The sequence below is a fragment of the Halobacillus campisalis genome, assembly GCF_030345335.1.
Taxonomy (GTDB): domain Bacteria; phylum Bacillota; class Bacilli; order Bacillales; family Halobacillaceae; genus Halobacillus_A; species Halobacillus_A campisalis.
This window is the reverse complement of record NZ_JAPVRC010000002.1, coordinates 140,364-163,882: the sequence shown is the minus strand read 5'-3', so window position 1 is coordinate 163,882 and position 23,519 is coordinate 140,364. Positions and strand designations below refer to the sequence as shown.

The 23,519-nt window shown below is 41.5% G+C and carries 17 protein-coding genes and 1 pseudogene; 8 read left to right on the top strand and 10 right to left on the bottom strand.

Annotated features, from left to right (window positions below):
• Positions 1-115 precede the first annotated feature (115 nt).
• From O2Q26_RS05090 to O2Q26_RS05080, 3 genes are all read right to left on the bottom strand, one after another.
• Entirely contained in the window at positions 116-346 is a 231-nt protein-coding gene (locus O2Q26_RS05090; RefSeq protein ID WP_289214858.1) for a glutaredoxin family protein, read from the bottom strand.
• Between the two features lie 48 nt (positions 347-394).
• Positions 395-1,816, bottom strand: a complete 1,422-nt coding sequence (locus O2Q26_RS05085) for a dihydrolipoyl dehydrogenase family protein (protein ID WP_289214857.1) — start codon at positions 1,814-1,816, stop codon at positions 395-397.
• Between the two features lie 156 nt (positions 1,817-1,972).
• Entirely contained in the window at positions 1,973-2,410 is a 438-nt protein-coding gene (locus O2Q26_RS05080; RefSeq protein WP_289214856.1) for an OsmC family protein, read from the bottom strand.
• Between the two features lie 501 nt (positions 2,411-2,911).
• Between O2Q26_RS05080 and O2Q26_RS05075 the strand changes: the two genes are divergently transcribed.
• Positions 2,912-3,571, top strand: a complete 660-nt coding sequence (locus O2Q26_RS05075; protein ID WP_289214855.1) for an ArsR/SmtB family transcription factor — start codon at positions 2,912-2,914, stop codon at positions 3,569-3,571.
• 159 nt (positions 3,572-3,730) lie between these two features.
• The gene (locus O2Q26_RS05070; protein WP_289214854.1) at positions 3,731-4,969 is read left to right on the top strand and encodes an MFS transporter; all 1,239 of its coding nucleotides are present in this window, start codon (positions 3,731-3,733) and stop codon (positions 4,967-4,969) included.
• A gap of 128 nt (positions 4,970-5,097) precedes the next feature.
• On the opposite strand, the gene O2Q26_RS05065 is transcribed toward O2Q26_RS05070, so the two are convergent.
• From O2Q26_RS05065 to O2Q26_RS05035, 7 genes and pseudogenes are all read right to left on the bottom strand, one after another.
• The gene (locus O2Q26_RS05065; protein WP_289214853.1) at positions 5,098-5,487 is read right to left on the bottom strand and encodes a YbaN family protein; all 390 of its coding nucleotides are present in this window, start codon (positions 5,485-5,487) and stop codon (positions 5,098-5,100) included.
• Between the two features lie 207 nt (positions 5,488-5,694).
• Positions 5,695-6,663 carry an ATP-dependent 6-phosphofructokinase gene (locus tag O2Q26_RS05060; RefSeq protein ID WP_352232211.1) on the bottom strand — a complete coding sequence of 323 codons (969 nt, stop codon included), beginning with the start codon at positions 6,661-6,663 and terminating at the stop codon, positions 5,695-5,697.
• Positions 6,664-7,265: 602 nt separating this feature from the next.
• Positions 7,266-9,254, bottom strand: a complete 1,989-nt coding sequence (locus O2Q26_RS19125) for a glycoside hydrolase family 32 protein (protein ID WP_390216838.1) — start codon at positions 9,252-9,254, stop codon at positions 7,266-7,268.
• A 39-nt stretch (positions 9,255-9,293) separates the two neighbouring features.
• A pseudogene (locus O2Q26_RS19035) lies at positions 9,294-10,271 on the bottom strand (glycoside hydrolase family 32 protein); the annotation flags it as partial.
• 104 nt (positions 10,272-10,375) lie between these two features.
• Positions 10,376-11,359: an ABC transporter permease gene (locus O2Q26_RS05045; protein ID WP_390216806.1), complete on the bottom strand. Its 984-nt coding sequence runs from the start codon at positions 11,357-11,359 to the stop codon at positions 10,376-10,378.
• Positions 11,360-11,361: 2 nt separating this feature from the next.
• Positions 11,362-12,915, bottom strand: coding sequence for a sugar ABC transporter ATP-binding protein (locus O2Q26_RS05040; RefSeq protein ID WP_289214852.1), 1,554 nt, complete (start codon positions 12,913-12,915; stop codon positions 11,362-11,364).
• A 64-nt stretch (positions 12,916-12,979) separates the two neighbouring features.
• The gene (locus tag O2Q26_RS05035; RefSeq protein ID WP_289214851.1) at positions 12,980-13,951 is read right to left on the bottom strand and encodes a substrate-binding domain-containing protein; all 972 of its coding nucleotides are present in this window, start codon (positions 13,949-13,951) and stop codon (positions 12,980-12,982) included.
• A 464-nt stretch (positions 13,952-14,415) separates the two neighbouring features.
• Here O2Q26_RS05035 and O2Q26_RS05030 point away from each other — a divergent pair, with 464 nt between their 5' ends.
• The 6 genes from O2Q26_RS05030 to O2Q26_RS05005 all read left to right on the top strand — a co-directional run bounded on the left by O2Q26_RS05030 (position 14,416) and on the right by O2Q26_RS05005 (position 23,202).
• The gene (locus O2Q26_RS05030) at positions 14,416-15,186 is read left to right on the top strand and encodes a DeoR/GlpR family DNA-binding transcription regulator (protein ID WP_289214850.1); all 771 of its coding nucleotides are present in this window, start codon (positions 14,416-14,418) and stop codon (positions 15,184-15,186) included.
• Between the two features lie 438 nt (positions 15,187-15,624).
• Positions 15,625-17,382, top strand: coding sequence for a cache domain-containing sensor histidine kinase (locus tag O2Q26_RS05025; RefSeq protein ID WP_289214849.1), 1,758 nt, complete (start codon positions 15,625-15,627; stop codon positions 17,380-17,382).
• Between the two features lie 46 nt (positions 17,383-17,428).
• Positions 17,429-18,601: a response regulator transcription factor gene (locus tag O2Q26_RS05020; RefSeq protein WP_289214848.1), complete on the top strand. Its 1,173-nt coding sequence runs from the start codon at positions 17,429-17,431 to the stop codon at positions 18,599-18,601.
• Between the two features lie 24 nt (positions 18,602-18,625).
• Positions 18,626-19,900 carry an ABC transporter substrate-binding protein gene (locus O2Q26_RS05015; protein WP_289214847.1) on the top strand — a complete coding sequence of 425 codons (1,275 nt, stop codon included), beginning with the start codon at positions 18,626-18,628 and terminating at the stop codon, positions 19,898-19,900.
• Positions 19,901-20,088: 188 nt separating this feature from the next.
• Positions 20,089-21,561: a glycoside hydrolase family 68 protein gene (locus O2Q26_RS05010; protein WP_289214846.1), complete on the top strand. Its 1,473-nt coding sequence runs from the start codon at positions 20,089-20,091 to the stop codon at positions 21,559-21,561.
• A gap of 69 nt (positions 21,562-21,630) precedes the next feature.
• Positions 21,631-23,202 carry a glycoside hydrolase family 32 protein gene (locus O2Q26_RS05005; RefSeq protein WP_289214845.1) on the top strand — a complete coding sequence of 524 codons (1,572 nt, stop codon included), beginning with the start codon at positions 21,631-21,633 and terminating at the stop codon, positions 23,200-23,202.
• Positions 23,203-23,519: the final 317 nt, after the last annotated feature.

Below are 23,519 nucleotides of genomic sequence, written 5' to 3'. Positions count from 1 at the left end.
AATGAGGGCCAGTAAGCCCCCATTTCTCATGTTTTTTCTATACACCCGCTGCTTCCACACAAATCACTATATACCCTATACCACTTGTCCTATATCAATATATGGCAAGAGTTTTTCACTTTGAGGAATTTGTATCTTTAAATTCCAATATGTCACGACCAATCGATAATCCCTCGTCATGAACAAGCACAGGGGTGTAAACTTCACCAATCAATTCCTTTAATTCTTTTTTTGCGCTATTTTCCTCGAAGATATTGATCACTCTGTATGGGATATCTCTTTTATTCAAATGATGAATGGCCCGGGCACATACCGAGCATCCATCCATTGTATAGAGGACATTCATAATGAAGCTCCTTTTGAAATCATATAGTGAACAAGATGGCTTTGATGCCTAAGGAAGCCACTTGATTACTTTCTTAGTAAGGCGAGGAATGAAACCAGAAAATAGCTTAGCTCTCCAATATTCATTACTCACACGTTCAATTGCAGCAGCATGGTTCGGATACGGATAGATGATTTGGGATAAATCGCCAATCTTTGCTCCTTGCTTAACGGCTAAAATCACGACTTGCATCCAATCACCAGCACCTTTACCAATTGCATGGGCACCTAGAATTTTTCCTTTATTATCTGTGATAATCTTAATGAACCCTTCTGACTTATGCTCCGCTATAAAACGATCTACCTCATCGAGAGAGGTTTTATAAACTTTAATTTCCCTCCCCTGTGACACCGCTTCTTCTTGAGTCAAGCCAAAATGAAAGATCTCAGGAGTTGTATACGTATTCCATGGCGTATAATCATAGGAAATCTTCCGCTTCAAATTAAATAACGCATTTTGTACGACCAGTTTTCCTTCTTGTCCAGCCACGTGAGTGAAAGGAAATGCTCCATTCACATCACCAATCGCAAAAATGTGAGACTGGGAGGTTCTTAACGTGCCGTCTACCTGAATAAATCCACGGTTATTCATTATTACTCCAGCAGAGTCCAGCCCTAGCCCCTCCGTATTTGGCTTTCTGCCTGTGGCGACGAAAATTTCGTCTACATCTAAAGTTTCTTTTAGACCGTTCACTTCATAATGAACTTTTTTCGTTTCAGAGCTCTTACTTACACGATCTACTTTAGCATTCGTGACGATGTTCAATTCTTGCTTAAGAATCTCAGCTGCCGCTTGTTGTATGTCGCCATCTTCTTTGCTCAAAATGGCAGGTCCCCCTTCAAGCACGGTCACTTGTGTTCCTAACCTCGAAAATGCTTGTGCTAATTCCAATCCTATAGGGCCTCCGCCAATGAAAGCCAGACGTGAGGGCAGCCATTCTAAATCAAAAACGGTCTCATTTGTAATATAACCTGCCTCTTCCAATCCAGAAATAGGAGCGACATTACTACGCGAACCGGTTGATATCACAATCTTATCTCCTCTTATACGATGGTTCCCGACAACAATCGTATGAGGGTTTTCAAATTGAGCTTTACCAATGAGAACACGGACACCTAAGTCCTCAAACCTTTCTATACTATCATGTTCTTGTATATGATCGATGGACTTTCTTACGCGGCGGTTTACCTGCTTCATGTCGGCTTTTCCCGACACTTCCAGTCCAAATCTATCCCCTTGACGAGAGGTATGAACCTCATTCGCCGCTTCAATAAACGCCTTTGAAGGTACACACCCTACATGCAAACAGTCTCCACCTAAATGTGGTTCTTTTTCGATCAAAGCTGTTTTAGCACCTAATGAAGCAGCTCCTGATGCAACGGTCAAACCACCGGAACCTCCACCAATGACGATCACGCCATACTTTTCCATAACCATCTTCCTCTCACATTCTCTTGCCTTATTTTCTTCTATTGTAGAGGTTTTATGAGAATATATCTGTAAGAATCCTTACATACCGTAAAGGACCATCTATCAAAAAAGAACCCCCCTTGAATTTACTCAAGGGGGAATCGATCAATCAATCAGTTATGCTTTAACCCAGTTAGGGATCATCTCAACATCGGCAGCTACCATTGTCGTATACACGGGGCAACGCTGGTCTACTTTTTCTTGCAGCTCATTCAAACGTTCTTCGGTTTCACTTGTGTGCACTGTCGCATTGACTATGATCTTTTGAAAATATGGACGCACACCCTCCTCGCCCATCATGCCGCGAGGATCTAGCTCCCCATCTACTTCAAAATCGATCCCTTGAAGGTCGAATTCCATTTCTTTCGCAACAAAGTTGGCGATTGCATTTTCACAACCAACTAAGGATACAAGCAATGTGGCTAATGGATTAGCTCCTTCGTCTGTTCCGCCCATATTGGCTGGTTCGTCAATGACGACCTTGTGACCATGAGATTCACCTTCTGTATTCATTCCTTTAGATACAGCTGTTATTTTTTCATTCATTTTAGCCATATTCAATTCTCCTCTCAAAAATAATGTAGTAGTTTCTCGAACTAGAAACCAACCGGTTGGTACAAAATTACTGTATCAGGTGCAAACTCGTCCTGCAATCTCTTGGATTGAAGCAGTAATATAGATTACACTTTACAAATTTTACCGTCTAACATACATAACATTACCTGTATGACCTGAAACTATTTTCAGAGAGGAGAAATGGAAGACCGATGTTTTTGTACAATTGAACACCAAAACTTACAACCGCTGTCTCATGGAAAAGCAGCAAATTATATCCATTATTCAGGAGATTAATAAGATGGCTAACTCTAGTGATAAAGCACACCGCACAAGAGTACAGTATTAAAATAATTTTATCGAACGTTAGACTGATACAACCTCCCTATCCAAAACCAGTTTTTCAAAAACAAACCAGAGTATAATTCTTTATTAAACATAATTTTTTGTGATACTATTCAACTATTCAGTTAAATAGTTGAAATAAAGGCGGCGGTTTACATGGATCCAAGATCGTTCAAAGATAAAATTTATAATGAATTCACACGTATAGGGAAAGTATTGTCTAGTCCGAAGCGATTAGAATTGCTTGATTTACTTTCCCAATCCCCTAAGTCTGTTGAAACTCTATCTAAGGAAACGAGAATGTCGACGGCAAACACTTCTAAACATTTACAGACACTGCTGGAAGCTCGTTTAGTTGAGTATAAGAGGGAAAAAAATCATGTTATTTATCAGCTTGCCAATCCAAAAGTAATGGACCTTCTATTCTCCATAAAATCCGTTGCAGAAGAGCAAATAGCTGATATTAACCTTCTCCGCGAAGACTTTATTGTAAGAGGGAATGAATTAGAAACGATTGAACTAGAAGAATGGGTGAATAGCAAAGAAGATGAGAGCCACGTTTTAATTGATGTCCGGCCAAAAGCGGAGTATATGAGTGTACACATAGTTGGAGCCATTTCCATACCCATGAATGAATTAAATGATTATATCCGTAACCTTCCGAAAGATAAGAAAGTGATTGCTTATTGCCGTGGTCCATACTGTGTCTATGCCACCGAAGCCGTTGAGCTTTTAAAATCGGAAGGCTTTGAGGCTGCACGATTGGAAGCAGGTGTTCATGAATGGAATCAGTATAAAGAAAATCTGACCCACTAAAAAATCAAGGAGGAGATCCTATGCTATTTCGTCAGTATTTACACAAAACGTCCCTCCTCAACCAGAAAACTTTAAAGAAATGCGCAAAACAAATCAAGGGAAATAGCAGAAGAAATAACCTGATTTCTGAATCAGGTTATTTTTACGAGGTGATTAATTATGAATAATCAAACGACTCAGACCCAAGTAGGTGTAAAGGAAAATATTGCTCAATTTGTTTTATTAGTGGTTATTAATTTATTTGTCGGGTCAATGGTAGGTTTGGAAAGAACCATCCTGCCTATTTTAGGAGAAGAACGTTTCGGCTTAGCATCCATGAGTGCCGCCCTATCTTTTATCGTAAGCTTTGGGTTTTCAAAAGCGATTGTGAATTTTTTTGCAGGAGATTTAGCCGATCGAATGGGGAGAAAACAAGTTCTTCTTATTGGCTGGGGGATCGGGTTATTGGTCCCGATCATGGTCATTTTCGCTCATGCCTGGTGGGTAGTCATTGTCGCCAACATCTTTTTAGGTGTTAACCAGGCTCTCACTTGGTCGATGACGGTTAACATGAAAGTAGACCTTGCTAAATCAACTCAAAGAGGATTAGCTGTTGGATTCAATGAATTTGCGGGGTATATAGGCGTCGCTATCATGGCAGCAGTATCTGGTTATGTAGCCTCCACTTATTCCTTAAGTCCTGAACCTTTTTATATTGGAATTGTACTCGTTCTTATCGGCTTTATCTTATCGCTTATTGTACAGAATACCGATCAGCATCTTAAAACCCAGGCAAAGCAACAAAAGAAAGAGAGGGATCCGGTTTCAACGTGGGAAGTCTTCAAGCGTACCACATGGAAAAATCCTAACTTATCAAGCAACAGCTTAGCCGGACTAACGACGAACTTAAAAGATGGAATGGCATGGGGTCTCTTCCCTATATTTCTCGCTGCTGGCGGGCTAAGTGTAGGACAGATTGGTACTGTGGTTGCTATTTACCCGGCAGCCTGGGGATTGTTTCAGCTATTGACCGGGATATGGAGCGATAAAGTAGGCAGAAAAAAATTGATCGTATCCGGGATGTTTGTTCAGGCTTTCTCCTTATGGTTCATACTAATCGTTGACACCTACCCGTTATGGATCATAGGAGCAGCATTACTAGGAATAGGAACAGCCATGGTTTATCCAACTATTCTCGCTTCCATAAGTGATGTGGCCCATCCAGAATGGCGCGCTACATCTATGGGTGTTTATCGGTTTTGGCGAGATAGTGGATACGCATTTGGTGCATTAATTGCAGGATTTATTGCTGACATGATCAATATCAATTGGGCGATAGGTCTTGTCGCTGTACTCCCTTTTATATCCGGCATTATAGCCTGGACAAAAATGAAAGAAACGCTTCAAACGAATGCTTAAAACTAACCTTTAACATTTCTAGGTTTATGAATATATCGGAAGTAAAGCAGATCGGTGTCTGATGTCTGCTGGACCAGACGCCGTTCAAGCTGAAGAAGTAAAAACACCTAAACGGTGAACTGAAAGATTCAGTCCTCATCATCTTCAGGTTTAAGGGTTTTTGTCATAAAGATAACTACTGTGAAAAAGCACCCGCCAAAGATGAAGCCTGCCTTCAGCCAGGGGCTTGATGCAATATAAAAAGCAGAAAACAAGAAAGAAAACCAAATCATGATAAGTACTGAAATCTTTGCTTTAATAGGAATGCCTCGTCCTGCTTTATAATTTCGGATATACGATCCAAACCACTTATTCGTCATCAGCCAGTTATACAGACGATCGGAGCTTCGCACGTAACATGCGGCTGTCAAAAGCAGAAAAGGTGTGGTCGGGAGTAGGGGAAGTACAATTCCTAGCACGCCGAGAGCAAGGGATACACTACCAATCACGATAAGCAGAATTCTTACAACTTGTTTCATGGATGAACTCCTAACGCATAGTTATTTTAATTGGGGCTTACCTTCTCAAGATAAATAAAGTGTTCTGTTACTATGGTACCCCTATCCATGGTGGTTTTTCCACAATGCAAACCAAAATGTATTACATGATCAATCATTGCCAAGACATAGAGGATCAGCTTAGACTACGCTGATCCATATGTTACATATAAACTTTATTTACCAATTTCATATAGATAATCTTCCAGACAACTCATACATACTTTCATCTATTTCCGTCTTTTGTGAAAAGATCTCACCTAAATCATAACTCACCAGTTTTTTATCTTTTATTACAGCCAACTTCCCAGATTCTTGATTTACAAGCAGGTCAATCGCGTAAGCTCCTAGACGACTGGCCAAAACCCGGTCTCTTGCAGTAGGAGCTCCACCACGCTGCGTATGTCCCAAAACGGTAACACGGGATTCTATTCCTGCTTCTTCTTTAAGTCTGGCGTTGAGATCGATTCCACTTACCGTTCCTTCGGCTACGATAATAATGCTGAACCTTCTGTCAGGTGACGATCCGTTTTTGATCTGTTCGACCACCTTCTCTACATCTTCTTGCTTTTCAGGAATTAATATATTTTCTGCTCCGCCGGCAAGACCAGACCATAATGCCAGATTACCAGTATCCTTCCCCATCACTTCAATAATTGATGATTTCTCATGAGAGAAAGCTGTATCAAGAATCTGATCTATGTAATCAATAATCGTATTTAAGGCTGTATCGAATCCGATGGCCTCATCCACGCCTGGAATATCATTTTCAATCGCTGAAGGAATGCCGATACACGGAAACCCCTTCTCAGCTAATGCTGCTGTGACTTTCAATGCTTCTCTTCCTCCAATAACCACGAGGCCCTCTATTCCCTGTTTCTTCAAGTTTTCTATGGCTTTCTCCTGTCCTGCATCGGTAGAAATCTCTTCACAAATGTAGGATTGGAGGATAGTCCCTCCTCGTTGAATAATAGGCCCTACAGAGGCTGAATCCATTTTCTCCATGGTTTCATTCAATATCCCTTGAAACCCATACTTGATTCCAACCATTTCTATCCCGTAATGAAGCCCGGACCTTACAACCGAGCGTATGGCTGCATTCATTCCCGGAGCATCTTCGCCGCTTGTTAACACACCAATCTTATCCAACGTTATCACTCACTTTCCTACTAGTTATCACTATGCACATTCTATACTTTAGTTATGGCAGTAACAAGAGCATTCACTAGATGCCGTGTATATAGAAGAAAAAACGTCTGATTACTACTATCCGAAAAATTCAGTGAGACAGGGTCAGGCACTTTAGTTTATTCTCGATATGTCAGCTTTTATCCCTGCCAAATATAAAAAACTAGTTTTACTCTTATCTCAAATATGAAGATACTTTGAGATAAGAGAGTATAAGTTCTAAAATACTCGATCAGCAAAAATTTAAAATTTATTTTACATATTATCACTAGTTTTCCTTCAATTTTTAATACAATTTAAAAATTTTTTATAAACCAAGTTATTATCAAGGCACCCGAGCACCGGGGAGAAAAGAGATAGTTTCAAAAAAAAAAGCCTGATCCCCTGACTGAGATAATATTATATCAGCTGGAATCCGACTTACTATATTAGTCTCTTACCACAGAACTACTTAATTAATGAACATAACCTAAAAGTGAGGAACCCTCTACGGCGGCCGAATACCCTACTCTTTGTAAAATTCACACACTTCTTTCTGATAAAGGCATCCAGCAGGTTAAGTTTGCTTTAGGTCAATTCTTACCTTTCCAAATACTCTTTAAAGGGTAAATTTCCAGTGAGGATAACTTGACTTCTCCACCCTCACTATAAACCTCCAGCCCTTTACTTGATGCTTCTGGGAAAATTTGATCGGTGATGACCGTCTCTCCATTCCCACCAAACACTTCAACGGCTGAACGGTCAACAAATACGTGCATTTTCACTTTACCGTCTGAAACGGATAACGAACCGTTGTGCAAATCTATAACGTTACTACCATAATCAAAATCATCGGAGTTTGTACGATCGATAAATAATTGTTCAGCTGTTAAATTATATCCGACCGTAGTGTATTGTTCCCCTTCTCCCTTACGGACTTTAAAGCCAAATTCTGAAACAGTTGTTTGAGAAACATCAAATTCAGCGACCATTTCATACGTATCTCCCGAGAACTCAGAAAGCAAGCTGCTTTCACCGGAAATGACTTCATTATTATAGGAACTTTTTGGACTATTGTCTCGAATACTATTTAAAGAAACTGGCGTTTGTTTTAAACGAGTTCCTTCTTCCATTTGTGTAAGTTCCATTGTACGCGGCAAGGTCATCGAGCTTCTCCAGCTAGAAGTTGGCGTATCATTTGCGTACTGCCAGTTGCTCATCCAGCCAAGCCAATATTTTTCGCCATTATCGCCTTCTATTCCGCTCCAATCGACTCCCGCATAATAGTCAGCTCCGTAATCGCTCCATAGGACTTCTTCGGACGGATTCTCATTGGTAAACGTCTTTCCATCAAAATCACCAACAAAGTATTGCATACCAGACCCACCAGCAGGCCCTCCGTCATTGATACTTACTTGCAGCACCCACTTCGTATTGTTCGGGTCACCGTCGATAGGTAATTCAACTAATGTAGGGCACTCCCAAATTCCGCCATTGCTACCGTGTGTCGAATTGATCCAATCTCCCGACACCGGCGTCCAATCTTCAATTACTCCGCTTTGTTTAATGACATCTTTTTCAGGTTCTTCAGCCACCTGATCAACCTCTTCTGGCATAGGGCCTTCATGGTAAACATTAAAATCATCGATGTTGATATGCCCCCAGCCGCCGGTAGCCTGATCTACTGCTTTAATATAAAGAACTTCTCCTACATAATCAGAAGCATCCCACACATATCGTTTATAGGTTTCATCATCCTCAAACTTCGCGTTAGCCTGGCGGATTAATTCCTCATCATCCGAAGCTCTAACTAATGAAACGTAGCGGTTGCTGCTATCATTTCCACCGCCCAGGAGGAAGTTAATTTCTCCCGATCCACCTAGTTTAAAGTAAGAAGAACGTAATTCACCCGTGGAGTTATCTCCATCATGAAGGTCGGAAAAACCCCATAAATGGTACGTCCCTTGCGGATTAAAAGGTCCACCCCAATAACTTGTCGCATCACTGACATGCTCATCTGTAAAAGCATTTCCTTTCACAGACTGCCACCCCGCCAGATCTCCTGTTTCAAAATCATGATTCACAATTTCCTTCTCAGACGTTCTAATATTTTCTCCCTTGTTCACATTCTGGAATAGGGTACTGGAATTCCAAACATTTAACCCGAAATGTCCATTTGTAAAGGTACCGTCATTGATGTCGTGCATAAGCTCATCATCGACATACACTTTAATGTTTTCGTCAAACGCATCGACTTTTAATTGGTACGTTTGATCAGTGTCCAGACTTATTGTTTTTTCAGCTAACACGATAATATTTCCATCCTCTATCTTCATTAATTTCACAACATCGTGTAACGCATCAATATTGGCAAAGTAACCGTTTTTGGCTTGATGATCAGCTCTGAAAACAAGAGAGCCGGCTCCACCTTCTCCTTCGTCTCCTGAAACTTTAATATCCGCTTCATATAAAAAGTTTTCGGCGGTTTGACCACTTATCGTGAAGGCATCCTCTGTGGAAGCCCCTGTTTTCCCCTCTAAAGAATCTTCCCACGTGCCGCTGACCGCTTTCCAGCTGGACAAATTGGTCAAAAAGTTTGATGTATTTTCAAATTCGACATTTCGAAAAGCAGCGGTTGAGTCTGATGATGATAAACCATAAAATCCATACTCAAATGATGTGTCTCTCTCCTCGATTACAAGCTGGTCATCGATGAAAATTTTAATTGTGTTTCCATCGACAACTGCTTTTACGTGATAGGTAGAAGTGGTTTCCAGCGCCATCGATTCACGAGCCAGTTCTTCCGGTTCACCGTCTAAGATTTTACTTAACGTTACTCTGTCATTTTTTGCATCAACGCTAGCAGTATACCCATTGTCTCTCTCCTTGTCTGAGCGAAAGACTAAACCGCCGGATCCTTCTCTTCCATTTTTTTCGTTAAGTGTTATGTCCCCTTCATACGTAAATGAACCGCCTGTGTGTTCAGACATAGCATACGAGACTTGATCAAGGCTGTTGGATTGAACTCCGCCATCGTGGCCGAATTCACTAGCAAACTCCCACTCTTTTAAATCAGGAGAAGTATAAAACATAATTTTATCTTTTGCCGCAAGTGACATTACCCACTGGCTGGAATCTTTATGCCAGAAGACTTTGGGATCACGCCAATCCGCGACTGGAGGATTCGGCATGACTGGATTCCCTTCATGCTTTTTCCATGTCCTTCCTTTATCAAGACTGTAAGCTAGACTTTGAACTTGACCTTCTGGACCCGCATGGGTGAAAATAGCGACCATCGCCTCTTTCCCGAACCCTGCCGTATTGTCCCAGTCAATTACCGCGCTTCCCGAGAAAATATCGCCAAGTTCATCAGGTGACAAGGCGACCGGCAAATGATCCCAATTCACGAGATCTTCACTTACAGCATGTCCCCAATGCATCGGCCCCCAAGTCGTACCATAAGGGTGGTACTGGTAAAACAAATGATATTCCCCTTCGTAGTAAACCATCCCATTCGGATCATTCATCCAATTTGCTTCTGGAGAAAAATGAAACTGATTACGATACGTCTCTTCATAATACCCTGATTCATCAGCCATCACTGTGGAAGGCACCCCCCCAACGAGCAAACAGATCAACAGTAGAAACCCCCGTTTCCATCCAGCCTCCATCCAAATAGTAATCCCTCTCCTTCTATCATTTTTTAGGAACGAATCCGGTCAATTAAAACAGCTGAGAGAATGACTCCGCCTTTCACAACAAGCTGCCAGTAATAGCTGACATCCATTAAGGTTAAGCCGTTAGTGATTACACCCATGATCAGTACTCCAATAATTGTCCCTTGAATTTTACCGACACCGCCTGTTAGTTTAGATCCACCTAAGATAACCGCTGCAATCGCATCAAGTTCATACATATTGCCTGCCGTCGGCTGACCTGAGTAAAGACGTCCCGCGAGGACAACTCCTCCTAAACCAGCGAGTAAACCACTGATGGAATATACATTTACCAACGTTTTTTTCACTTTTATTCCTGTTAGTCGAGCCGCTTCTTCATTACCGCCAATGGCATAAATATGGCGACCAAACATCGTGTACTTTAAAATAAGAAACATGACGAAGTATACAAGAATCATCAAGTAAATAGGAGTAGGAATCGATAGAATAGAGCCTGATCCTATAAAACGAAACGTATTCGATTCTAAGACAACCGGGTACCCTCCACTCGTGACATAAGCAAGGCCTCTCACGTAAGTCATGCTCGCTAAGGTGACAATAAAAGCGGGAAGCCCTATCTTGGCTGTAAATATTCCATTGATGAATCCGACTAGATAGCCTGCTCCAATACCGAGAAGCATTGCGAAAATCGGGTTCATTCCTGTTTGTGAAGCCATAACCGAAACAACGCCCGACAGAGCTACGATCGATCCTACGGATAAATCGATACCCCCTGTTAAAATAACCATCGTCATACCTGCGGCTAATATCGCGGTTACAGAAACTTGTTTTAAAATATTGGTAAGGTTAGCAGAATCTAAAAAGTTTGGTGCCATAACGCTCATGACAATGCAGAGCAGGAGCAGAATGATAATCATTCCAAGCTGGTTCCAGAGTGTCGAAGCATGGTATCCAAACTTAAATCCAGGTTGAACAGTTGGCTGCTGATTGGACGACAGAGTTGGTTTCATCTTTAGTTCCCTCCCGTTGCGTAATACATAATTCGTTCTTGAGTGGCTTCCTGTTTGTGAAGCTGTCCTGTGATCCGTCCTTCATGCATGACAAAAATTCGGTCACTTACTCCGATCACTTCAGGTAGTTCAGAGGAGATCATTAAAACCGCAAGCCCTTCATCTGCAAGTTCAGAGATAATTTTATGAATTTCTGTCTTAGCTCCAATATCAACGCCTCGTGTGGGTTCATCGAGCAGCAGGACTTTCGGGTTCGTGGAGAGCCACCTGGCAATGACCGCTTTTTGCTGATTGCCGCCACTTAATCCTGAGATCGGCTGATCGGGTGATGCGGTTTTAATATTCAAACTTTTAATATATTCATCAGCTGTACGATTTAAGGAGCTCCAATTAATCTTCATGTTCTTTTTATGCTTCTTTAATTCCGCCAGTAAAATATTCTCTTTTACGGACATATCAAGGAATAACCCTTGTTCTTTACGGCTTTCCGGCACGAGGGCAATTCCATGCTTAATCGCATCGATCGGAGATTTGATTTGAACCTTCTTTCCTTCCACCCACACTTCACCTTGCTGTATGTCTGATACACCGAAAATCGAACGGACAAGCTCCGTACGCCCTGCGCCGACCAGGCCCGCAAACCCCACAATCTCACCAGGATAGATTTGAAATGACAGATCCTTTACGAAAGTCGCATCACTTAATTTCTTCACCTCTAAGGCAGGCTGGTCTCTCCCCTCTTCTTTTATATAGTTACTTTTCGACCGTTGAAACAGATCTTTTAAATCACGGCCAACCATTAAACTGACTAAATGATCAGGGTTTGTTTCATCGATAGGTCCACTTTGAATCCATTCTCCATCGCGCAGTACCGTATAGCGGTCCGAAATCTTAAAGATTTCCTCCATTCGATGGGAAATATAGACGATCGCCACTCCTTGTTTTCTTAAGTCCTTGATAATTTCAAATAGGCTGTCAATTTCTTTATCCGTTAAAGAGGCTGTCGGTTCATCCATAATAAGGACTTCTGCTTGGTACGAGAGGGCTCTAGCTATTTCAACCATCTGCTGCTGGGCTACACTTAACGTGGAGACAAGGGTTTCTGGCTGCAGGTCTGAGCCCATGGAAGTTAAAACTTTCTTAGCCCGTTTATGTACTTCCTCCCAGCGCACCATCCCGAATTTGTTTCGAGGGTATTTCGTCCCCATTAAAATATTTTCACTAATCGTGAGATTGGGTGAGAGGTTTAGTTCCTGGTGAATTACTCCAACCCCCATCTTTCTAGCAGTTAACGGGTCTTTCCATGTAACTTGCTGTTGTTTATATGTGATGGCACCACTTTCTTGATCAGGAACATAGACACCAGACAAAATCTTCATTAAGGTCGATTTCCCGGCCCCATTTTCCCCCATTAAAGCGTGAACTTCACCAGGATAAAGATCGATATTGACATTTTTTAATACCGTTGTGCCTGAGAAAGTTTTATTGATCCCTTCCATTCTTAAGATAGGTGGAATGATATCCGTTTTCGGCTTTACTTTTTCCTGCGTAACCATAGATTTTTCACTCCTTACTCAGATTGAAATGACGGCCCTTGCTATCACAAGGACCGAACGTTTTTTACCAGCCTTCATAAGAATCTAAGTTGTCTTGAGTCACTAAATCTACTGGGATTTTGATTACTTCTTCTACAGATTCACCGTCTAACACTTGAATACCAACTTCCATGGCTTTTTTGACCATTTCGTCTGGATGCTGGGCAGATGTTCCCGCAATCGAGCTGCCTTCTTTACTCATCGCTTCGATAACATCTGGAGATCCATCGACACCGACAATATAAAATTCTTCCTGACGATCCGCTTGCTGCTGGGCAATCTCTGCACCAATGGCCACAGGGTCGTTATTAGCAAAAACAGCATCAATCGTTCCCGGCTCATTCGCTTGTAAAATACTTTCCATCACCTGCAGCCCTTTTTCACGATTTCCCTCCCCATTTTGCTTAGCAATAACTTCAATACCGGTACCTTCAATTGTATCTTCAAACCCGGCAATCCGGTCTTTCACAGCTGTAACAGGAGGCCCGTCGATGACGACAACTTTCCCTTCTCCTCCTAGATCCTCAATCATATATTCAGCTGCCAGCACTCCCGCCTGATAGTTATCCGATGTGACGGTTCCCTCAATCCCTCCGTCAGCACCAACGTCAACTGAAACAACAGGAATTCCCGCGGCATCTGCTTGTGCTACGGCACCTGCGATCCCTTCAGAATCAACAGCATTTAGAAGAATAAGATCTACACCCTGTGTTATAAAATCCTCTATTTGAGCGGTTTGCTTTGCCAAATCAGCATCTGCCGCCTGAACGACGATTTCAGCTCCCAACTCATCCGCATATTCTTCCGCAGCTTCACTCATTGACACAAAAAATGGATTCGCCAAATTATTTAACGTTAAGCCGATTTTAAGGTCCTTTTGTTCAGGGCTCCCATTGTTAGCGCTTTCATTTTGTTCACCAGAAGTTTCATTATTACTACATGCAGTCATAAAAAGCAGAAAGATCCCCATCACAATTACGTTCATCTTATTTTTCATTTTTTAATTTCCCCTCCAGTATTTAATTTCCAACAACAATTGAATACGCTTACAAAAATGAACTGCTTTTCCTCCTTTCTCTCACCATTACGCACGTTAATGTAACTTTCTTTTCAGTGTAAAATTTTCTATTATGCGTAAAAAGTTCTAATATTGGATATGACTGTTTTTGCTTATTATTGATCATATATGCGCATACAAAAATTGTCAATGAGTTTTCAAAAAATTACAAATACTGTTGAAAGTTCTTAAAAATAAACAAATTTAGGTTGTATTCAAAATCGTCCCCTCTCATCAAACCTAGCAATTATGATTACTTATGATTACTTTTATTCACTGACAAACAACCCTGCATGAATGAAAACGCTCAGAGCCTTACTTGTTTAATCATTTATTTTCTTTTGATTTCGAGATTGGTCTATAATGAGAGAAAGAAAACGTTTACGAAAGGGGAACTGCTATTCATGTTTATGGAAGAACGAAAAGCGCAAATTCTTGAGTATTTGCGTCACATGTCACGGGCCTCCGTCCATGACTTAAGCCAGCAATTTAATGTTTCAGACTCTACGATCCGAAGGGATCTTAAAGAGCTCGAGGAAACTGATAGTATAAAAAGAACACACGGCGGTGCGATTCTCTTACAGCCTGTAAGTTTTGAAGCATCGATAGGAGATAGAAAAAAAGATTATATTGCAGAAAAGCAAGCCATTGCTAAAAAAGCCGTCGAGTTCATTAATCCAGGAGACGCCATTCTTTTAGATTCAGGCACCACCACGTATGAACTTGTTAAAGAACTAAAATCTTTCTCCAACCTCTCGATCGTGACAAACTCTATTATTATCATGCAGGAGTTAGCAGATATTCCAGGTTTAGATGTGATGCTGTTAGGAGGAAATTTACGCAGGGAGACTTCAGCCTTGGTCGGACCTTTTGCTGAACAATCTCTTAATATGATTCGCATTGATAAGGCATTTATCGGTACCAATGGCTTGGACCTCAAAGAAGGGATCATCACTACCCCTAATCTTACCGAAGCACGCATTAAACGAATGATGATTACGAACTCCAGGCACACCATCCTCATGACTGACCACAGTAAAATTGGGAAAGTAAACTTCGCTAAAGTGGCTGACCTATCAGAAATCGACTTTTGTATTGTAGACAATCAAGTGTCTGCTCATTTTGGTGAAGACATGAATCGTTATGATGTAAACGTACATATAGTGAACATTTAATACTACTGACCGAATGTCTTCCTCCTCAGCTCACACATACTAAAAAAGGGAATCCCAAAAATGGGATCCTTTTTTTATTCTTCCCACGCAGGGATCGAAATCGAAAAATATCTTCCCTCTAGCTGATCATAGCTAGATGAAGGGCTATCTTCTTCATGTTCTGACAAACAGCTGTCATCAATGTCTGTTCACGAACTTTTTCTTCCCAGACATCTCTTTTATTTTCATAGTCAATTCGCTTCATTTTCTAAATTATGTAAAGCGTTTACTTTTTTTTGTGAGCGTTTGCTGATCGTGCCATTATAGGAATCTCTTCTTTTACTACAACTATAGGCCGCCTGCTTACGTATGATTGACGGTGCAGATCTATTTGTTATAGTTTAGAGAATTATAATGTAGACTGACCAATTGGTCCTCTAGTGAAAGGGACGCCTTGAAATGAAAAGTACCCAAAGCCGTTTATTGTTATTGCTGCTTATATTCATCATCCTGCCCTATTTTTTATCGGTTTTTTTAATTTACATCTATACAAAAAATAGTGTAGAGCAGCATGAACTTGAAAATAGCCGGGAGCAAATACAAGAGAGCTCAGTAGAACTTGAACAATACTTCGATGAAATGATTAACCTCCCCTATATCTTGTACCGCGACCCCGATTTATTTCGCATTTTTAACAATGAAGCAGATGATACAGCTTACTTAGAAAACAGCTTAGAGAATTACTACCTGATGCGAAATGAAATTCGACAAGTGCGGCTTTATATGGATCAGGGTAAAGAATCATTCGCTGTATATAATGGGATGGTGAGTGCCCGGAAATCAAAACCAGATTTTCTACAACAGGGTTCGATAAAGAAACTTTATCACTCAAACGCAAAGTACATGATAGAGCCGCCACATCCCATTGAAAATTACAATAAAGCAGCGATCGTTCCCCAATCAGACAACACGATGGTCATGACATTCCATCACAAAATAGTGGATGTGCTGACCAACGATTTCCTTGGAATTCTTACCACGGATATTGAATTAGATGCCTATGGCCAAATAACGAACAACCTGATTCAAGAAAACGAAGAAACCGTGTTACTCGTCGACGAAAATGAAGATGTAATTTATGCAAACGATCAAGCATTGATTGGTACGTCCTTACCGTCTGATATACAACAACAGATGAAAGCAGAAGACAGCACAGGTGATGATATTATCTTAACGAGAACGTTATCCGGCCCTCTCCACCAATGGAAATTGATGAAGATCACACCAAGTGAAATCTTATTTCAGGAAGTACGGGAAACCGCCTATACTAACATATTGGTGGGGATAGGCGTAGGGATGTTAGGGGTGGTAATGATTAGTATGATTGCTTACAAAATTACACACCCGATCAAACGGCTCTCCCAAAAAGTAAGCACTATAGAAGGCGGAGACGTGGATATTCCCTTTGATGACAGCCGACAAGACGAAATCGGTTATTTAGAAAAACATATGAAAGATATGATGGATCGGATCAATCTGCACATTGATCGAGAATATAAACTGGAAATTGAGAATAAGGAAAACCAATTCCGAGCCTTAAAATCTCAAGTAAATCCCCACTTCTTATTCAATGCCTTGCAATCGATTGGTGCTGTTGCCCTTAGATCTAAGGCTCCTAACGTCTATCAGCTCGTAACGTCCTTATCGAAAATGATGCGTTACTCTATGCAGGCGAACGAGTGGGTGCTCGTACGGGATGAAGTGAACTATATAGAATCCTATCTCATGCTTCAAAAAGAGCGTTTCCGCAATAACGTGAACTATTCCATAAACCTAAACGAGACCATTCTTAACATAACCATTCCCAGTATGATCCTTCAGCCGCTCGTTGAGAACTTCTTTAAACACAGTTATGAAGAAGGATTTTATGAGGCTCAATTAGCTATTCGCGGTGAAGTAAAAGGCGGGGCCTTACACTTGTACGTAGAAAATGACGGGGCTAGTTTAACGGATGAGGAGCTTCAATCATTAAGAAACAACATGTATACCGCCCCTTATGAAGGTGCTTATTCCGCTCAGCATATTGGTTTAAAAAACATACACGACCGGCTCGTTCTTAACTATGGTAAGAGTGCCGGATTAAAAGTGTATACGAACCATGGACAAGGCTTTCTCGTTAAGTTATCCATTCCTTTAAAATCCGGTCGTGCTCCTTAGCCGCCCAAAAAATAGACATTTGCTCACTCGTAAGGAGGAATAATTTTTGAAGGCTTTAATTGTTGATGACGAAATGAATGTACGCGACGTCGTACGCTACGTGGGACAATGGGATAAACACGGCATTACAGAACTCTTTGAAGCAAGTAACGGGCAGGAGGCCCAAACAATTATAGAAAAAGAAAAGCCGGAACTCATTTTTACGGATATTAAAATGCCGAGAATGAGCGGAATAGAAATCATTGAGTGGTTAGATTCCATTTCCTATCACGGCAAGGTTATATTCATCACAGGGTATAATGACTATTCATTTATGCGCCAAGCGATTAAGTACAGCAGTTTTGATTATCTATTGAAGCCTATTGAACCGGCGCCCTTTAATAAGACATTAGCCGAAGCTGTGGAAAGCTGGAAAAATGATCAACAATCCTTCCCTTCTGATCATTCGATTGACGAAGATGTTAAAAAGCTGCGGGTGAATCAATTAATGACAGCCGCTTGTATGGGAGAACCTTACGAAACCAATGACATTCTCACCTATCTCCCGGCAGCTGATCAATACGAAATGACCTTACTCTCTTTTTACCACATGCATCATACCGAGCCTTATATAGAATTACTGGCGGACAAGCTTGTGACTCAGAAACTAGGCAATGCGTTTTCCCTTCAAAATGACCGAAACCTTTGTCTCGTCATTACCATACAGGACGAATGGTTAACGGTGGAAGAATGGATGGGTCAGCAATTTGATCTTCCTGTTCGTCTCGTAAGCGGGGAGCCGCTAACATATTTAACTAATATTGCTAGTTCGTTTCAGTCACTGCAGTCAGACCTCGACAACCACAACTACCGTTCGATTCATCGGCTGGATGAACTGGATGCGGCCCGTCGCATGAAGGACATTGTAGCATACGTGGACGAGTATTACATGGAAGAACTGAGTTTAGAAAAGCTATCGAACTTGTTCTTTTTTAGTCGCGAACATATTTCAAGGAAGTTCAAACAAGAAACAGGTTTACCCCTGTCTAAATATATGACGAAGCTAAGAATTGACCAGGCGAAAATTTGGTTAAAAGAAACAGAAGAAACCATCTATTCCATCTCTTTAATGCTTGGCTATCAGGATGAGAAGTACCTTTCCAAACTGTTTAAAAAGGTAGTAGGCGTAACCCCTTTTGAATATCGAAACGGGAAACAGCGGCGGATCGTCAGCAGATAACTTGCGCAAAGGACAGGTGACGGAATGAAAAAAGAGATCGTAATTATATGTTTAATCGGAGCACTGAGCCTGCCCCTTTCCGCATGCCAGAAAAAGACAGAAACAGAGACAAAAGAAACCACAATGGACGATGAGGAAATTACATTAAACGTACGAAATCCGAAAGTAGAAATTGCCTCGCCGTTTGAGCAAATGGTCCAGGCTTATGAAAAGGAACATCCAAATATAAATATAGAGGTCCATACGGTCGGTGGAGCAATGGATGATTTCTCCGACCTTAAAGCCCAATTGGCCGCTGGCAATGGACCTGATATCTTCACCAATTCCGGGTATGAAAGCGCCAGAGTATGGAGTGAGTATTTAGAAGACCTTTCTGATCAACCATGGGTGGACGATGCTTATGAAGAGACATTAACTCCTATGACATTCAATGGCAGCATCTATGGCATGCCGATGAACTTGGAAGGATACGGATTCATCTATAACAAAGAATTGTTTAAGGAAGCCGGCATTGATTCCTTGCCTTCTACGCTGAATGAATTAAAAGCCGTTTCAGAAAAATTGCAGCAAGCAGGGATTACCCCGTTTGCCACAGGATATTATGAAAAATGGAAATTGGGTGACCACTTGATGAATATCGCTTTCGCCCAGCAAGAAGATCCTGCGGCTTTTATAAAAGGCTTAAACAAAGGAACAGACACGATTTCTAACAACCCAAAGTTTAAGGAACTCCTCCAATTGATCGATGTCACGTTAGAGTATGGAAGTGATGATCCGCTTTCCACGGATTACAGTATGGAAGTAAATACATTTGCGGCGGGAGAAGCTGCGATGATTCTACAAGGGAACTGGATACAGCCGATGATTGATCAGCGCTCCCCGAATATGAGCATAGGTATTCTCCCGATCCCTATAAATGACGAGCCTGATAAAGAAGCCTTAGTCGTTAACACACCGAGCTATTGGGTCGTCAACAAACAAACGACCGACGAAAAGAAAAAAGAAGCCAAAAAATTTCTAAACTGGATGGTTTCATCTGAAGAAGGAAAGAGGTACATGACGGAACGCTTGAAGTTTATTCCAGCCTTTAAGCATATTGAGTCGGATGATTCAGGCCCCCTTGCCGAGCAAACCATGGAGTATTATGAAGAAGGGCAGACGATGTCTTCGAACTGGTTTAATCTTCCAGTCGGCGCAAGAGAAGAATTCGGTTCCGCTACACAGCTTTATATTAAAAATCAGATGACCCGTGATCAATTGCTTCAGGAATATCAAAAGTCCTGGAAGGAGGCTCAGTGAGTCGTTTACCGGGACTTTTCTCTCTCCCTCTTCCCTCAAACATAACGAATCTCCTATATATCAATTCAAGACGAAATTCCAATCAATATCCTCCATATCCAGATCAACCTCCCCTCCCCTATACTTTTAATTGTACAACGGTGAAGCTGACGAAAAAGACTTCACCAAAAAACAAGAGGAGGAAGCATATGAATTTTAAAAGGCTGGCCAAACAAGCAACAATAGTTACGCTTAGCACAGCAATTTTAGCAGGAGGTGACGGATTATTAGCACAAGCGGCACCAAAGGATGCCAAGGATCACAATGAAGACTACGGAATCTCTCATATCACACGCTCCGATGTATCCGATATGATTAACCAGCACGGTAATTCAGACTTTACTGTACCTGAATTCGATGCATCAACGATTGAAAATATCCCTTCAGCTACAAAAACAGATGAGAACGGTAACGAAATCGTGATGGACGTTTGGGACACATGGCCGCTTCAGAACGCAGACGGAACTGTAGCAGAATACAACGGTTATCACATCTTATTCGGATTAGCCGGTGACCCTGATAACCCTAACGACACCTTCATTTACATGTTCTATAAGGATGCAGACGACAAATCCATTGATGATTGGAAGAACGCAGGCCGTGTATTTGACGACGAAGATAAATACTTAGCAGACGATGAATACTTAAAAGATCAATCAGAAGAATGGTCTGGTTCAGCTACCTTTACTTCTGACGGCGAAGTTCGCTTATTCTATACGAACCGCACAGAATTTAACTTAGATAAAGAGCTTTACGGTAAGCAGACACTCACAACTGCTCAAGTAAACGTATCTGAGCCAGAAGCCGGTACACTAAATGTAGACGGCGTAGAAGACCATAAGTCCATTTTTGAAGGCGGAGACGGATCCGTTTATCAAAACGTACAGCAAGCCTTCGGTAATGGCGAAATTGATTGGAATGAGAATCACACATTTAGAGACCCTCATTACATTGAGGAAGATGGTAGTAAGTACCTCGTGTTTGAAGCGAATACTGGGACAGAATTCGGCTACTCTGGAGAAGAGTCTCTGTACAACCGTGCGTACTACAGTAACAGCAATAAATACTTCCAGGACGAAAAAGACAAGCTTTTGGAAAGCCCGCAAAGAGACTTTGCTGAGCTTGCGAACGGCGCCATCGGGATCATCGAGATTAACGATGATTACACATTAAAAGAAGTAAAAGATCCTCTAATTGCTTCTAACACTGTAACGGATGAAATTGAACGTCCGAACATTTTCAAAAAAGACGGCAAGTGGTACTTGTTTACAAGTGCCCGTGGATCTAAGATGACAATTGACGGCATTGATGATGAAGACATCTACATGCTTGGTTATGTAGCGAATTCATTAGATGGCGAATTTAAGCCAATGAACAAAACAGGAATTGTCCTTCATCAGGACCTGGATCCATATGATGTAACGTGGAACTACGCACACTATGCGATCCCTCAAGAGAATACTGACGAAGTAGTTATAACTAGCTACATGACCAACAGAGGATATTTTGAAGATGAAAAATCAACGTTCTCTCCAAGCTTTAAGTTAGACCTTAATAGCAAGAAATCTTCAGTTGTAGAAGATAGCATTCTTGAACAAGGTCAAATTACAGTAGACGAATAAAAACGGAAAATGCCAATGATTCATTGGCATTTTCTTTTTAGTACAGCAAAGAAAGGGGTGAACAACATAATGAAAGAAGCTTTTACTCATGCACCCAGAATTTGGACAGTATGCTCATTCCTAGGTCTTTTTCTAATAACAGGAGCTGTTGTACTGCTTCTCACTCTCGCCACTGAAGAGGAAGAGCCGGCACAAACAGAAGTTGTTGATGATTCTTATCGCGCCAACTATCATTTCACTTCACCCGATCATTGGAAAAACGATCCTCAGCGTCCGATTTATTTTAACGGAGAGTATCATTACTATTACCTTTATAACGGAGACTACCCGGATGGCAATGGCACGGAATGGAGACACGCAACGTCAGAGGATTTAGTTCAATGGGAAGATGAAGGCGTGGCCATCCCTAAATACACTAATGAAAATGGCGATCCATGGTCCGGATCTGTCGTCGTTGATACGGACAACACAGCCGGCTTCGGAAAAGATGCCGTAGTGGCTGTCCTCACCCAGCCTTCCGCTGATGGCGATCAGGAGCAATACCTATGGCACAGTACCGATGACGGACAAAACTTCACATCTTACAGTGACGAACCAGTTTTAGAGAACCCTGGAACCGAAGCCTTCAGAGACCCTAAAATTACTTGGGATGACCAAAGTGAAAAATGGGTTATGCTTATGGCAGAAGAAACGAAGGTCGGCTTCTATGAATCGGACAACTTAAAAGACTGGAGTTATACCGGAGGGTTTCAAACCGATGATATCGGCTTAATTGAATGTCCGGATCTCTATATGATGCGGGCGGATGATGGATCTGTAAAGTGGGTACTCGGCGTTAGTGCAAATGGCAAGGCCATCGATAAACCGAATACGTACGCTTACTGGGTCGGCGATTTCAATGGAAACGAATTCTTCCCCGACCATGAGGAACCCGAATGGCTCGATTACGGGTTTGACTGGTATGGCGGTGTAACTTTTGAAGATGGGGAAAGCGAGGATAAGCTTAATCACCGCTATGCATTAGCATGGATGAACAACTGGAAGTACGCAGACGAGACGCCAACGATGGCAGAAGGATTTAACGGATTAGATTCCATTGTACGTCAAATTGAACTTAAGAAAAGTGAAAACGAAAAGTATTACCTCACGTCTCAACCTAAAGAAGAACTAGATCAATTAACAAGCTCTGTCGATTCATTTGAAAGGATAGAGGTCGATGGATCAGAAACGCTTGAAGCAACAGGAACAGCTTATCAGCTGGAGGCAGATATCTCTTGGGATGACCTGGAGAACACAGGTTTAAGACTTCGTGAGTCAGAAGACCAATCCCGCCACATTGACGTTGGTATTTCACCAGAAAAGCAATACTCCTACGTCAATCGCAGTTCAACAGAACAGCCCGATAAGGATCATGAACTGATAGAAAGCCAGGCTCCTTTTGATGAAAATCAAAAAGAAGTTCATTTGAAGGTATTAGTCGATAAGACTAGTGTAGAAGTGTTTATTGATGATGGAAAAGTAGCCCACTCCAATCAAGCCTTTCCTCCACTCGAAGATGAAGGAATCACTCTTTTTTCTGAAGGCGGCGAAGCCATTTTTAAAAATATAGAAATCAAACACTATGATTCTATTAATGAATAAGATCATGAAAGCCAGTTACTATTTCTCTAAACATCTGACGTGCCCCCATTGAACAATTTAGTTGAACAAACTTTTGAAAGGAGAAAGCTGCTTCTTTATGCGGTCTCTATTAAGGAGACTCGCTAAATAAATGCACACAAAACTCCGATGAAGCGGAACCTCCATTCAGCTTCATCGGAGTTTTTCTTGTTGCTCGTAAATGCTTGCTAACTATTCGTCTGTTGTATGATTCCTTGACAAGTTTTATGCGGTTAAATTAACCCATACGAACCCAAATGCTGAAAACACGTAGCCACAGTCAAACTGCAAAGTTAAAT